14 protein-coding genes are annotated in these 13,044 nt (G+C 67.7%); all 14 read left to right on the top strand.

Features of this window, described 5'->3' with window-relative positions; genetic code table 11:
• The first annotated feature begins 18 nt into the window (after positions 1-18).
• Positions 19-564: a regulatory protein RecX gene (locus tag AC07OY_RS14035; protein WP_495043209.1), complete on the top strand. Its 546-nt coding sequence runs from the start codon at positions 19-21 to the stop codon at positions 562-564.
• A 176-nt stretch (positions 565-740) separates the two neighbouring features.
• Complete coding sequence (locus AC07OY_RS14030) at positions 741-1,322, top strand: DUF2889 domain-containing protein (RefSeq protein ID WP_495043208.1); 582 nt, start codon at positions 741-743, stop codon at positions 1,320-1,322.
• Positions 1,323-1,346: 24 nt separating this feature from the next.
• Positions 1,347-2,507, top strand: a complete 1,161-nt coding sequence (sucC, locus tag AC07OY_RS14025) for an ADP-forming succinate--CoA ligase subunit beta (protein ID WP_495043207.1) — start codon at positions 1,347-1,349, stop codon at positions 2,505-2,507.
• Between the two features lie 21 nt (positions 2,508-2,528).
• Positions 2,529-3,422 carry a succinate--CoA ligase subunit alpha gene (gene sucD, locus AC07OY_RS14020; RefSeq protein ID WP_495043206.1) on the top strand — a complete coding sequence of 298 codons (894 nt, stop codon included), beginning with the start codon at positions 2,529-2,531 and terminating at the stop codon, positions 3,420-3,422.
• Between the two features lie 62 nt (positions 3,423-3,484).
• Positions 3,485-4,174, top strand: a complete 690-nt coding sequence (locus tag AC07OY_RS14015) for a TerC family protein (protein WP_495043205.1) — start codon at positions 3,485-3,487, stop codon at positions 4,172-4,174.
• Positions 4,175-4,184: 10 nt separating this feature from the next.
• Positions 4,185-5,309 (top strand): serine/threonine-protein kinase, encoded by a 1,125-nt coding sequence (locus AC07OY_RS14010; protein ID WP_495043204.1) that lies wholly within the window; start codon positions 4,185-4,187, stop codon positions 5,307-5,309.
• On the top strand, positions 5,306-6,103 hold the full coding sequence (locus AC07OY_RS14005; protein WP_495043203.1) for a Stp1/IreP family PP2C-type Ser/Thr phosphatase: 798 nt from the start codon (positions 5,306-5,308) through the stop codon (positions 6,101-6,103). Before AC07OY_RS14010 ends, AC07OY_RS14005 begins: the two co-directional genes overlap by 4 nt.
• 52 nt (positions 6,104-6,155) lie before the next feature.
• Positions 6,156-6,803, top strand: coding sequence for an FHA domain-containing protein (locus AC07OY_RS14000; protein ID WP_495043202.1), 648 nt, complete (start codon positions 6,156-6,158; stop codon positions 6,801-6,803).
• A gap of 166 nt (positions 6,804-6,969) precedes the next feature.
• Positions 6,970-7,755: an MBL fold metallo-hydrolase gene (locus AC07OY_RS13995; RefSeq protein ID WP_495043201.1), complete on the top strand. Its 786-nt coding sequence runs from the start codon at positions 6,970-6,972 to the stop codon at positions 7,753-7,755.
• A 241-nt stretch (positions 7,756-7,996) separates the two neighbouring features.
• The gene (locus AC07OY_RS13990) at positions 7,997-8,452 is read left to right on the top strand and encodes a pilin (protein ID WP_495043200.1); all 456 of its coding nucleotides are present in this window, start codon (positions 7,997-7,999) and stop codon (positions 8,450-8,452) included.
• 139 nt (positions 8,453-8,591) lie between these two features.
• The gene (locus AC07OY_RS13985; RefSeq protein ID WP_495043199.1) at positions 8,592-9,047 is read left to right on the top strand and encodes a pilin; all 456 of its coding nucleotides are present in this window, start codon (positions 8,592-8,594) and stop codon (positions 9,045-9,047) included.
• A 78-nt stretch (positions 9,048-9,125) separates the two neighbouring features.
• Complete coding sequence (locus AC07OY_RS13980; protein WP_495043198.1) at positions 9,126-11,006, top strand: hypothetical protein; 1,881 nt, start codon at positions 9,126-9,128, stop codon at positions 11,004-11,006.
• A complete protein-coding gene (locus AC07OY_RS13975; protein ID WP_495043197.1) occupies positions 11,003-11,455 on the top strand; it encodes a GtrA family protein in 453 nt (150 codons plus the stop codon). Before AC07OY_RS13980 ends, AC07OY_RS13975 begins: the two co-directional genes overlap by 4 nt.
• The gene (locus AC07OY_RS13970; protein ID WP_495043196.1) at positions 11,452-13,020 is read left to right on the top strand and encodes an NAD(P)/FAD-dependent oxidoreductase; all 1,569 of its coding nucleotides are present in this window, start codon (positions 11,452-11,454) and stop codon (positions 13,018-13,020) included. The genes AC07OY_RS13975 and AC07OY_RS13970 overlap by 4 nt, the downstream gene beginning before the upstream one ends.
• Positions 13,021-13,044 lie beyond the last annotated feature (24 nt).

Raw genomic sequence — 13,044 nt, 5'->3', positions numbered from 1 at the left:
GGCACGCATCCGGCAGGCATGGCCACCCGCGGGCCGCTGTCGCTGAAGGCCCGGGCCATCGGCCTGTTGGCCCAGCGCGAGCACAGCCGCACGGAGCTGCGGCGCAAGTTGCTGCGCATCGAGCGCCAGCAGCGCGAGCGCGCGGCCACGAAGGCGGCGGCTGCCGAGACGGCTCCGGGGATGGGCGGGTCGGGCTTCATCCATGAGGATGATGTCGACAGCGAGGCCGGCGCCGGCGCGGCTACCGTCGACGCCCTGCTCGACGACCTCGCTGCCGCCGGCTATCTGAACGAAGGCCGCTTCGTCGAGTCCCGGCTGCATCTGCGCGCCGGCCGCTTCGGCACCCAGCGCATCCAGCAGGAACTGGCCCAGCACGGGCTCAAGCTGGATGCCAGCCAGCAGGCCCATCTGCGTGAAACCGAACTGGAACGCGCCCGCGAGGTCTGGCACAAGCGCTTTGGCACCGAGCCTTCGCGCGAGGCCGCCGAGCAGGCGCGCCAGATGCGTTTCCTGCTGGCCCGCGGGTTTTCCCCTGAAATGGTGCGCCGCTTGCTGAGGGCCTAAGGGCTGCTTGACCGAGTGCGCAGGGGGAGTTTTCACCCTCCGTGCTACATTGCCGCCTGCCCTAAAACGAGGGTTCACCCGGTTACAAGCGCTTTTGCCCCTCTGGCGCAGCGCTGCAAAAGCCGGGCTGACCCCGTCCCGGCACAGGCCGGGGTGATTCGCCATTCCCCCGTTCCATGCCTGCCGTCCACCCGTCCATCACGCGCCGCCCGCTGCATCGCCGCGCCCTCGATGTGCAGGTGTTCGCGCGCGATGACGGCCTGTTCGATGTCGAAGCCAGCCTGACCGACACCAAGACGCACGATGTGCCGCTGGCCGGCGTGCCGCGCAAGGCCGGCGACCCCATTCACGAGATGCACCTGCATCTGACCGTGGATGCGACCCTGACCATCACCGCCGCCGCTTCCGACACGCTCTGGATGCCCTACCCCGGTGCCTGCAACGAGCACGGCAACGCCTACCGCCAGCTCATCGGCCTGAACCTGATGAAGGGCTTCCGCCAGGCCGTCGGCGAACGCCTGGGCGGCACGCGCGGCTGCACCCACCTCACCGAGCTCTGCACCATCCTGCCCACGGCCGTCATCCAGGCCATGGCCGGCTCGGTCATTGACACGCGTGAGGGCGATGCCGCCGGCAACCCGCCCTTCCAGCTCGACCGCTGCCATGCGCTGCGCCGCGACAGCGCGACCGTGGCCCAGTTCTATCCGCGCTGGCACCAGCCCCAGGCTGCTGCCGAGCCGGCCGTTTCCGAATCCTGACTTCCCGACCCGAGAGACCCAGCCATGAAAATCCACGAATACCAGGGCAAAGAAATCCTGCGCCAGTTCGGCGTGCCGGTGCCGCGCGGCATCCCGGCCTTCACCGTGCAGGAGGCCGTTGAGGCTGCCCAGAAGCTGGGCGGCCCGGTCTGGGTCGTCAAGGCCCAGATCCACGCCGGCGGCCGCGGCAAGGGCGGCGGCGTCAAGGTCGCCAAGAGCATCGATGACCTGAAGGAAAAGGCCGAAGGCATCCTGGGCATGCAGCTCAAGACGCACCAGACCGGCCCTGAAGGCCAGAAGGTCCGCCGCCTCTACATCGAGGACGGCGCCGACATCAAGAACGAGCTCTACGTCTCGCTGGTGACCGACCGCGGCACGCAGAAGGTCGCTTTCATCGCGTCGAGCGAAGGCGGCATGGACATCGAAGAGGTGGCCCACAGCACGCCCGAGAAGATCATCACCGAGATGATCGACCCGCTGACCGGCCTGACCGAAGCGCAGTCGCGCAAGATCGCCGGCGCCATCGGCCTGACCGGTGCGACTGTCGACCAGGCCGTCGACATCTTCGCCAAGCTCTACAAGTGCTACATGGACACCGACGCCTCGTTGGTGGAGATCAACCCGCTGAACTGCGATTCCAAGGGCAATCTGATGGCCCTGGACGCGAAGTTCAACTTCGATTCCAACGCGCTGTTCCGCCACCCCGAGATCGTCGCCTACCGCGACCTCGATGAAGAAGATCCGGCCGAGATCGAAGCCTCCAAGTTCGACCTCGCCTACATCAGCCTGGACGGCAACATCGGCTGCCTGGTGAACGGCGCAGGCCTGGCCATGGCCACCATGGACACCATCAAGCTGTTCGGCGGCGAGCCGGCCAACTTCCTGGACGTCGGCGGCGGCGCCACGGCCGAGAAGGTCACCGAGGCCTTCAAGATCATGCTGAAGAACAAGGCCGTCAAGGGCATCCTGGTCAACATCTTCGGCGGCATCATGAAGTGCGACACCATCGCCGAAGGCGTCATCACCGCCTGCAAGGCCGTGAACCTGCAAGTGCCGCTGGTCGTCCGCATGAAGGGCACCAACGAAGAACTGGGCAAGAAGATGCTGGCCGAATCCGGCCTGCCCATCATCGCCGCCGACACCATGGCCGAAGCCGCGACCAAGATCGTCGCCGCCGTCGCCTAAGCCAGCCCAGAGGAATCAGACATGTCCATCTTCATCAACAAAGACACCAAGGTCATCACCCAGGGCATCACCGGCAAGACCGGTCAGTTCCACACCCTGGGCTGCCAGGCCTATGCCAACGGCAAGAACGCCTTCGTGGCGGGCGTGAACCCCAAGAAGGCCGGCGAGAAGTTCAGCGAGATCCCCATCTACGCGACCGTCAGGGAAGCCGCCGGCCAGACCGGCGCGACCGTCTCCGTCATCTATGTGCCGCCCGCCGGCGCTGCCGCCGCCATCTGGGAAGCCGTCGAGGCCGACCTAGACCTGGCCATCTGCATCACGGAAGGCATCCCGGTCCGGGACATGCTGGAAGTGCGCAACAAGATGAAGGCCAAGGAAGCCGCCGGCGGCAAGCGCACGCTGCTGCTGGGCCCCAACTGCCCCGGCCTCATCACGCCGGAAGAAATCAAGATCGGCATCATGCCGGGCCACATCCACAAGAAGGGCCGCATCGGCGTCGTGTCGCGCTCGGGCACGCTGACCTATGAAGCCGTGGCCCAGCTGACCGAGATCGGCCTCGGCCAGTCCAGCGCTGTCGGCATCGGCGGCGACCCGATCAACGGCCTCAAGCACATCGACGTGATGAAGGCCTTCAACGACGACCCGGACACCGACGCCGTCATCATGATCGGCGAGATCGGCGGCCCCGACGAGGCGGAAGCCGCCCGCTGGTGCAAGGCCAACATGAAGAAGCCCATCGTCGGCTTCATCGCCGGCGTCACCGCCCCTCCGGGCAAGCGCATGGGCCATGCCGGCGCGCTGATCTCCGGCGGCGCCGACACGGCCGATGCCAAGCTCGCCATCATGGAAGAGTGCGGCTTCACGGTCACGCGCAATCCGTCCGAAATGGGCAAGCTGCTCAAGGGCCTGCTGTAATCCGGGCCAGCCCCGAAACACAAGCCGCCGGGTCAACTCCGGCGGCTTTTTCATTTGCCGCGATGGAACATCTCGACGCCGCCTTCTTCTTCGCCCTGCTGAAGATCATCTGGGCCGACATCCTGCTGTCGGGCGACAACGCCGTCGTCATCGCGCTGGCGACGCGCAAGCTGCCGCCCAGGCAGCAGCGCCGCGCCATCATCGGCGGCGCCGCGGCGGCCATCCTGATGCGGGTCATCCTGGCGCTGTTCGCCATCCAGCTGCTGCAGCTGCCGTATCTGAAGCTGATCGGCGCCGCCCTGCTGGTCTGGATCGGCGTCAAGCTGATGAACCAGGCCGACGAGGAGGCCGAGGTCGGCGAGGTGGACGGCCTCTGGGCCGCCGTGCGCACCATCCTGCTGGCCGACCTGGCGATGAGCCTGGACAACGTCGTCGCCATCGCCGCCGCCGCCAGCGCCGCGGCGGCGCCGATGCGGCCCATCCTGCTGCTCATCGGCCTGGGCCTGTCCATTCCGCTGATCATCTTCGGCAGCACCCTGCTGCTGAAGCTGATGCAGCGCTTCCCGGTCATCATCACCCTGGGCGCGGCCCTGCTCGGTTTCGTGGCCGGCGAGATGGCCGTGACCGACACCGCCCTGCAGGGCTGGTTCGACGCCAATCTGCACGACCTGGCCTACACGGTGGGCATTGCCAGCGCCGTGTTGGTGGTTGCCATCGGATTGATGCGTTCGCGACAGAGCTCCTCCCCCTAAGATCGGCGGCATGGCTAGCAGCGGCAAACCCGGCAAGTCCGGAGGCTTTTGGCAGCGTCTCATCGGCCGCGTCGCCGACGACGCGCCGCCCAGCGAGCTGTCGACCCTGCCCACCGTGCAGCAGACCCAGGCGCCGGGCGCCTCGTCCCCGCAGGCCAGGGCGGTGCCGCCGCCGCCCGATCTGCACGATTTCGAACTCGGCGCGGAGATCGGCCGCGGCGCCATGGCGGTCGTCTACAAGGCCACGCAGCGCTCCACCGGCCGGCAGGTCGCCATCAAGCGCCTGGCGCTGAGCCGCGAGTTCTCGGCCGAGGACCTGGCCGACGTGCGCGAGCGCTTCATGCGCGAGGCCCGCGCGGCAGGCCAGCTCCAGCACCCTGACATCCTGCAGGTCGTCGATGCCGGCCAGGACGGCAACGACAGCTGGCTGGCCCTCGAGTACGTGCTCGGCCGCGACCTCAGCAGCTTCACCCGCGCCGGGCAGCTGCTGCCCGCCCGCGAGGTGGTGCAGATCGGCGCCCGCCTGGCGCGGGCCCTGGCCTATGCCCACAGCCAGGGGGTGGTGCACCGCGACATCAAGCCCGCCAACGTCATGCTGGACCGCGTCAACGGCAGCCTCAAGCTGATGGACTTCGGCATCGCCCGGGTCGGCGACGGCAGCCGCACGCGGACCGGCCTGGTCCTGGGCACGCCCTCCTTCATGTCGCCCGAGCAGCTGTCCGGCCTGACGGTGGATGGCCGCAGCGACCTCTACTCCCTGGGCGTGCTGCTCTACCAGCTGCTCTGCGGCACCCTGCCGCACCAGAGCGAGTCGATGGCGCGGCTGATGCAACAGATTGCGACCGAGCCCGCGCCCGACATCCGCATCCACCGCCCCAGCCTGCCCGAACCCCTGGCCCTGGTGCTGGCCCTGTCCCTGGAGAAACGCCCCGAGCTGCGCTACCCGAGTGGCGAGCAGATGGCCCGCGACCTGGAGGCCATCCTCGTGCTGGGCATGCAGGCGGAAGAGCCCGCCCCTCCCGAGACCACCCCCCAGGATGCGGCCTTCGCACAAACACTGCGCTTGACGCCCGGGGAAGCAGGGCAGAATCCCCGCTCTTCCGTCGAGCCCCACGAGCCCCCGCAAACCCCATGACCCTGGAGTTCTTCAGCGCCACCGACGTGGGACGTGCGCGCGACAACAACGAAGATTCGGTTGCCCTGGACGAGGCCGCCGGCCTGGCCGTGCTGGCCGACGGCATGGGCGGCTACAACGCCGGCGAGGTGGCCAGCCAGATGCTGACCAGCTTCGTCAGTTCTGAATTGGGCCGCTGGCTCAAGGACGCCGGCCGCGAGGCCCGGGCCGGCGAGGTCAAGCGCGCCATGGACATCTGCGTGGACAACGCCAACCGCGCCATCTTCAATGCCGCCAACACCAACCCGCGCTATGCCGGCATGGGCACGACCCTGGTGCTGGGCGTCTTCCGCCCCGAGGGCCTGCTGCTCGGCCACGTCGGCGACTCGCGCACCTACCGCCTGCGCGCCGGCCGCCTGATGCAGATCACGCGCGACCATTCCCTGCTGCAGGAGCAGATCGACGCCGGCCTGCTGACCGTCGAAGAGGCCGCGTTTTCCAGCAACAAGAACCTCGTCACCCGTGCCGTCGGCGTCGAAGACACGGTGCTGATGGAGCTGCATCTGCATGAGGTTCAGCCCGGCGACACCTATCTGATGTGCTCCGACGGCCTCTCCGACATGCTGGACGATGACAGCCTCGCCAACCTGCTGAACGGCAATCCGGCCTTGCCCGAGGCTGCACGTGCGCTGATCAACGCAGCCAATGACGCCGGCGGGCGCGATAACATCGCGCTCATCCTGGCCCGCGCAGAAGGCCGCCAGCGTGCCGAAGGGCGGGGCTGGTGGCCCTTCGGTCGACGCGGCGGCAATTGATTTGCTCCTGCATGCAGAGTCACGGCACGAACAACAGAACTTGAGGTCATAAATGGGCAAACTGGTGGTTTCGCTCGACGGCGTCGTGATCAAGGAGGTGCAGATCACCAAGGACAAGACCACCTTGGGTCGGCGTCCTTACAACGACATCGTCATCGACAATCTCGCGGTCAGCGGCGAGCACGCCGTGCTGCAGATGGTCGGCGCCGACGTCTTCATCGAAGACCTCAACTCCACCAACGGCACCTACATCAACGGCAAGGCGATCAAGAAGCAGTTGCTGGCTGACAACGACACCGTCGAGATCGGCAAGTACAAGATCAAGTTCCTGCTGAACGACGGTGGCGACTACGAGAAGACCATGATCCTCAAGCCCGGCTCGGCACCGCCGAACCTGGGCCTGGGCTCTTCCTTCGGCGGGCTGGGTGCCGCGACCGTCGGCCCGGCTTCCATCAAGGTGCTGACCGGCGCCGCCGCCGGCCGCGAGGTCGCGCTGACCAAGGTCGTCACGACGCTGGGCAAGCCCGGCGTGCAGGTCGCCTCCATCACCAAGCGCCCCACCGGCTACGTCTTTGCCCACGTCGAAGGCGGCCAGCGCCCCAGCGTCAACGGCATCCCGCTGACGGGCGAATCGATTGCATTGCGCACCGGCGATCTGATCGAATTGGCCGGCACGCAGATGCAGTTCATCCAGGGTTGAGCGCCCGAAGTTCACGCCGGCCGCGGGCCTCGCGGCTGCTGTGACTTCCTCACGATAGCGGCACCCCCAACTCGGTAATCCGACCGTCCGACCCCAGGGACGGGTGCGTACATTCTTGGCTCTGCCCCGCCTGACGCGTGGCACCTAATTCCGAGCCACGCACCGCATGAACATCCGCGTCCTGGGTTGCTCCGGCGCCATTGCCGCCGGGTACAAGACCACCGCCTTCCTGCTCGACGACGATGTCCTCATCGACGCCGGCACCGGCGTGGGCGACCTGCCCCTGGACGCCCTGGCCGCCATCGACCACATCCTGCTCAGCCATTCCCACCTGGATCATGTGCTGGGCATCCCGCTGCTCGCCGACGCCGTGCTGCGCCTGCGTGCCGCCGCCGGCCGCCCGCCCATCCAGGTCCACGCCCTGCCCGAGACGCTGGCGGCCCTGCGCCAGCACATCTTCAACGGCGTCATCTGGCCCGACTTCACCGCCCTGCCCAGCCGCGAAGCCCCGGTGCTGAGCCTGCATGCCTTCCAGATCGGCGACCGCCTCGACCTGGGCGGCCGCGTCATCGAGGTGCTGTCGGCCGCCCACACCGTGCCCGCCGTGGGGTTTGCGGTCGATGGCGGCCCGGCCAGCGGCCATGCCCATTGGGTCTTCACCGGCGATACCGGCCCCAACCCGGCCCTGTGGCGCCGCCTGGCCGACCTGCGCCTGTCCCATCTCGTCATCGAGACCGCCTTCAGCGACGACGAGGCCGAGGTCGCCCATGTCAGCCAGCATCTGTGCCCGACCGACCTGGGCCATGAACTGGCCCAGCTGGCCGGCAGCGTCGATGTGCGCATCACCCACATCAAGCCCGGCGAGGTCGAGGCCGTCATGCAGGGCGTGCAGGCCCTGGCCAGCCCGCACCGCATCAGCGCCCTGCAGGCCGGCCAGGAAATGGCACTCTGACCCTGATTTCTGATGCCACTGGCGCCTCCGGGCGCCATTTTTTTGCCTGACGTTTCTCGGCCAGCCTGGTCTTGATGACAGAACGCGTCAGCCGGAAGTGACGTTTTTTGTCAGATCAAGGCGCCAAACCCCCGCTGCCGTGCGTTTTTGCACGCTTGGGAGTGCTCGAAAAGCTGGCACGCCCCCTGCATTCAGGGGGAGTGCCCTCCTCCCTCACACCCCTTTTCGCTGGAGTACTGACATGAACCTGAAAGCACGCGCCCAACAAGGCTTCACGCTGATCGAACTGATGATCGTCGTGGCCATCATCGGCATCCTGGCTGCCGTCGCCATTCCTCAATACAAGGACTACACGGCCAAGGCCAAGGTCGGCAACGCCATCGTCGCCATCGACTCCTTCAAGAACGCCATCGCGCTGTGCGGCCAGGAAGAAGGCGCCCTGACCAATTGCAACCAGGCCGGCATCCTGAGCGCCGCCACGTTCACCAAGACCAACGAAGTCACCACCGCCACCATCACCGGTGCCGGCGTTATCACGCTGACCTTCGAAGCAGCCACCAAGGTCGGTAACGACCTGGGCGGCAAGACCATCACCTTCACGCCGACGCTGGGCAACTCCGCCGTCAACTGGACGATCTCGACCAACGTGACCGCTCCCGTGCTGAAGCAGGCCATCGAGAAGAACTCGTACTCTTGATCTGCCTGAGCTGATCCAAAACAGGGGCTTCGGCCCCTGTTTTGTTTTCTGTGCTTCGGTCAAACGTAACAAGTTGGCACGACTCCTGCAGTTGAACTCGGGGGGCTTTTCCCCTCTATTCCAACTCAGGGAGTCATAAATGAATCTGAAGCAACGCACCCAGCAGGGTTTCACGCTGATCGAACTGATGATCGTCGTGGCCATCATCGGCATCCTGGCTGCCGTCGCCATTCCGCAATACAAGGACTACACGGCCAAGGCCAAGGTCGGCAACGCCATCGTCGCCATTGACTCGTTCAAGAACGCGATCGCGCTGTGCGGCCAGGAAGAAGGTGCGCTGACCAACTGCAACCACGCCGGCATCCTCAGCGCCGCCACGTTCACGAAGACCAACGAAGTCACCAGCGCCACCATCACCGGTGACGGCGTCATCCTGCTGACCTTCGAGTCGGCCACCAAGGTCGGCAACGACCTGGGCGGCAAGACCATCACCTTCACGCCGACGCTGGGCAACTCCGCCGTCAACTGGACGATCACGACCGACGTGACCGCCCCCGTGCTGAAGCAGGCCATCGAGAAGAACTCGTACTCTTGATCTGCTGAAGCAGACGGAACAGAGGCTTCGGCCTCTGTTTTTTTTTGCCGGATGCCAAGCACACTCTCAACTCCTGCGATGCAAAGAATCCCGAGACCAGCGCTGGTGGTGGGTCTGGCCAGTTCGGCCCTGTATCTGCTCGCCCGCGGCTATGAGGGCCTGCAGCACGACGGCATCCTGTACAGCGCCCAGGCGCTGATCCGCGGCCGCGTGCCGGCCCTGCGCGCCGACCCCTTTTTCAGCGGCGGCTCCCAGGACTCGTTCTCGGTCTATTCCGCCCTCATCGCCCCCCTCTACGAACTCTGGGGCCTGCCCTTCGTCCACCAGGCCCTGCTGCTGCTGGGGCTGGCTGCCACCGCCCTCGCCCTGCTGGCTCTGCTGCGCGATCTCGGCCTGAAGGCCTGCGCTCCCTGGGGCCTGCTGGCCGTCGCCGTGCTGTCGCCCATGTATGGCGGCATGCGGGTCTTCAGCTATACCGAGCCCTTCCTGACCGCGCGCACGCTGGCCGAACCGCTGGTCATCCTGAGCCTGCTGGCCAGCCTGCGCGGCCGCCTCGTGCTGGCCTTCGCCCTGCAGGCCGCCGCCCTGGCCCTGCATCCGCTGATGACCCTGCCCGCCGTCGCCGTGACCTGGCTGATGGCGGTCATGCGCGACCGCCGCTGGCTGTGGGCCCTGAGCCTGCTGCCCCTGGTGCTGGTGCTGGCCTACCGGGGCATCTCTCCGATGGATCGCCTGCTGCAGTTCTACGACGCGCGCTGGTGGGCCCTGGTCGAGAGCACCAACAAGCAGGTCGTGCTGACCAACTGGCTGCCGCGCGACGCCTGGTATGCGCTGACCGACGTCATCGTGCTGGCCTTCGCGGCCAAGCTGCTCGAGGCGCGCCAGCCCGGCCGCCAGCTACTGCTGGCCGTGTTGGCCGCCACCGCGCTGCTGATGGCCGCCAGCCAGATCGGCACCGTCCAGTTGCACAGCGTGCTGATCACCCAGATCCAGCTCTGGCGCATCCTGTGGCTGGCCCATCTGCTGGCCGCGGCCCTGTCACCCTGGGTCATCTGGCAGTTCTGGCGGCGCGGCGGCCTGTGGCGCCTGGCCGCGGCCTTCGTCGCCCTCGCCGTGATGGACGCCCAGTCCAGCGCCGGCTATGGCTGGCCGCTGCTGCTGGGCTGCCTGCTGAGCGCCGGCCTGGCCTTCAGCGGCGTGGCCGTTTCCCAGGCCGTGCTGCGCCTGCTGCTGGGCCTTTGCGCCCTGGGCATCGTCGCCTACAGCGGCACCCACCTGGCCTGGCAGCTCGACCGCATCGCCTGGCTGCAGCCCAACGCCGGCCTCGTCGCCCGCATGGCCCGCACGGCCACCGAACCGCTGCTGGCCGCCGGCCTGGTGGGGCTGCTGGGCTGGTGGGCCACGCGCGGCGCGTGGGGACGGCGCATGGCCCTGGCGCTCGGCGCGGCCCTGCTGTGCCTGGCCGCCGCGACCTGGGACCGCCGCGACGATCTCGCGCGCCTGACCGAAGCCATGCCGCCCAAGCCGCCGTTCGGCGAGCTGATCCCTGCCGGCGCCATGGTGTACTGGCCCGACAATCTCGGCGCGATCTGGGTCCTGCTCGGCCGCGCCAGCCATTACTCCCAGCACCAGGCCGCAGGCATGCTGTTCAACCAGACGACGGCGGAAACCTTCGCCCCCTTGCGGCAAGCCTACAAGCGCATCGACGAGGCCCGCCTGCAATGCGAGATGGGCGTGGCCCTGGGCGGCACCCGGCAGATGCTGGCCGCCTGCGCCACGCCCCGCGTGGATCTCCTCGTCGAACTCTGCGGCCGGCCCGCACATCCGGATTTCATGATTTTCGGCACGCCCCTGCCCCGCCAGCCCCTGTCGACCTGGTCGGTAGATCAGGCACGCTTCTCCCTGTACACCTGCAGCCAGTTCCAGCCCCCTTCCGCATCCGGCCCCGCCGCGCCATGACGCCCCTCACCGCCAGCCTGCCCCATGCGTCCCCGGCGCCGCTCCCGCAGCGGCTGCTGGCGCTCGCCCGCGAGGGCTGGCGCTATGGGCTGGTCAGCGCCCTGGCCCTGGCGGGCGACACCGCGGCCTATGCGGCGGCCCTGCAGGCCGGCCTGCCGCTGGCCCTCGCCATCGCGCTGGGCTTCGCCCTCGGGCTGACGATTGCCTACGCGGGCAGCGTGCTGTGGGTCTTCGACCAGCATCGCCTGCGCGACCGCCGCGCCGAGTTCGCGGCCTTCGCCGTCATCGGCCTGCTCGGCCTGCTGCTGACGCAGGCCAGCCTGTGGTGGCTGGTGTCCCGGCTTCACTGGCCCGCCGTGCCCGCCAAGCTGCTGACCGCCGTCGGCGTGTTCGCCTTCAATTTCACGCTGCGCAAGCTGCTGCTGTTCTCGCGCCCGTCCCGTCCATGACCGCTGCCCCCGCCCTCATCATCGGTGCCGGCCCCGCCGGCCTCACCGCCGGCCTGGAGCTGCTGCGCGCCGGCTATCCGCAGGTCACGATCCTGGAGGCCACCGACGCCATCGGCGGCATCTCCAAGACGGTGGCCTACAAGGGCAACCGCATCGACATCGGCGGCCACCGCTTCTTCTCCAAGTCCGACTGGGTCATGGACTGGTGGCGCAACGTGCTGCCCGTCGCCCGGCCCATGCACGACGGCGACATGCCCCTGGCCTACCAGGGCCAGCAGCGCCTGCTCGGCAGCCACGAGGCCACGGCCAGCGAAGCGGACGAGGCCGTCATGCTGATCCGCAGCCGCCAGTCGCGCATCTACTTCGGCGGCAAGTTCTTCGACTACCCGCTCAAGCCCGGCATGGGCCTGGTGCGCAATATGGGCGTCGGTCGCTGCCTGCAGTTCGCCGGCAGCTATATGGCCGCCGCGGCCCGCCCCATCCAGCCCGAGCAGACGCTGGAAGACTTCTTCATCAACCGCTTCGGCCGCCAGCTCTATCTGCAGTTCTTCAAGGACTACACCGAGAAGGTCTGGGGCGTGCCCTGCCGCGACATCAGCGCCGACTGGGGTGCCCAGCGCATCAAGAGCCTGTCCATCGGCAGCGCCGCCAGGCAGGCGCTGAAGAAGATCTTCACCGGCAACACCGACACCCAGCACACCTCGCTGATCGAAAGCTTTCTCTATCCCAAGTACGGCCCCGGCCAGATGTGGGAGACGGCCGCCGCAGAGTTCGAGCGCCGCGGCGGCCGCCTGCTGCGCGGCTGGGCCGTCGACGAGATCCATCGCCGGGGCGACCGCGTCGAGCGCGTCGTCGCCCGCGATGCCGCCGGCCAGCGCCAGAGCTTTGATGCCAGCGCCGTCGTGTCGACCATGCCCATCCGCGAGCTCGTCCAGGCCCTGCGCCCGGCCCCCGACGCGCCGGCCCTGGCCATCGCCAGCGGTCTCGAATACCGCGACTTCATCACCGTCGGCCTGCTCTACCGCCGCATGTCGCCCAAGGTGGCCGGCAAGGCGCGCTATGTGACGGACAACTGGATCTACATCCAGGAGCCGGGCGTCAAGGTCGGGCGGCTGCAGGTCTTCAACAACTGGAGCCCCTATATGGTGGCCGACCCGGACACCGTCTGGCTCGGCCTGGAGTTCTTCGCCCGCGACGACGACGACCTGTGGGCGATGAGCGAGGACGCCCTGAAGCAGCTCGCCGTGCGCGAGATGCAGCAGCTGGGCCTGGCCGACGAGGCCGAATTGCTGGACGCCACCGTGCTGCGCCAGCCCAAGGCCTACCCGGGCTATTTCGGCGCGGCCTTCCAGCGCTTCGACGAGTTGCGCAGCTGGCTGGACGGCCTGGGCAATCTGTATCTGTGCGGCCGCAACGGCATGCACCGCTACAACAACCAGGACCACTCCATGCTGTCCGCCCGCCTGGCCGCCCAGGCCATCCTGAACGGTGGCGCGGGGCGCGAAGCGATCTGGGCCGTCAACATCGACGACGACTATCACGAGGAAGCGGAGAAGAAGAGCTGAGGCCTCACGCATGCCATCATGCGC

This window comes from Roseateles sp. GW821-FHT09H10, from assembly GCF_059415865.1.
The sequence above is the reverse complement of the archived record's forward strand: the minus strand, read 5'-3'. Positions and strand labels throughout refer to the sequence as shown.

Excerpts from the sequence above, each read along its gene's own strand:
- AC07OY_RS14000 (WP_495043202.1), top strand. The coding sequence starts at position 6,156 with ATGGGCAAACTGGTGGTTTCGCTCGACGGCGTCGTGATCAAGGAGGTG.
- sucD (WP_495043206.1), top strand. The coding sequence starts at position 2,529 with ATGTCCATCTTCATCAACAAAGACACCAAGGTCATCACCCAGGGCATC.
- AC07OY_RS13990 (WP_495043200.1), top strand. The coding sequence starts at position 7,997 with ATGAACCTGAAAGCACGCGCCCAACAAGGCTTCACGCTGATCGAACTG.
- AC07OY_RS14035 (WP_495043209.1), top strand. The coding sequence starts at position 19 with ATGGCCACCCGCGGGCCGCTGTCGCTGAAGGCCCGGGCCATCGGCCTG.
- AC07OY_RS14010 (WP_495043204.1), top strand. The coding sequence starts at position 4,185 with ATGGCTAGCAGCGGCAAACCCGGCAAGTCCGGAGGCTTTTGGCAGCGT.
- AC07OY_RS13985 (WP_495043199.1), top strand. The coding sequence starts at position 8,592 with ATGAATCTGAAGCAACGCACCCAGCAGGGTTTCACGCTGATCGAACTG.
- AC07OY_RS13995 (WP_495043201.1), top strand. The coding sequence starts at position 6,970 with ATGAACATCCGCGTCCTGGGTTGCTCCGGCGCCATTGCCGCCGGGTAC.
- sucC (WP_495043207.1), top strand. The coding sequence starts at position 1,347 with ATGAAAATCCACGAATACCAGGGCAAAGAAATCCTGCGCCAGTTCGGC.
- AC07OY_RS14030 (WP_495043208.1), top strand. The coding sequence starts at position 741 with ATGCCTGCCGTCCACCCGTCCATCACGCGCCGCCCGCTGCATCGCCGC.
- AC07OY_RS14015 (WP_495043205.1), top strand. The coding sequence starts at position 3,485 with ATGGAACATCTCGACGCCGCCTTCTTCTTCGCCCTGCTGAAGATCATC.
- AC07OY_RS13975 (WP_495043197.1), top strand. The coding sequence starts at position 11,003 with ATGACGCCCCTCACCGCCAGCCTGCCCCATGCGTCCCCGGCGCCGCTC.
- AC07OY_RS13970 (WP_495043196.1), top strand. The coding sequence starts at position 11,452 with ATGACCGCTGCCCCCGCCCTCATCATCGGTGCCGGCCCCGCCGGCCTC.
- AC07OY_RS13980 (WP_495043198.1), top strand. The coding sequence starts at position 9,126 with ATGCAAAGAATCCCGAGACCAGCGCTGGTGGTGGGTCTGGCCAGTTCG.
- AC07OY_RS14005 (WP_495043203.1), top strand. The coding sequence starts at position 5,306 with ATGACCCTGGAGTTCTTCAGCGCCACCGACGTGGGACGTGCGCGCGAC.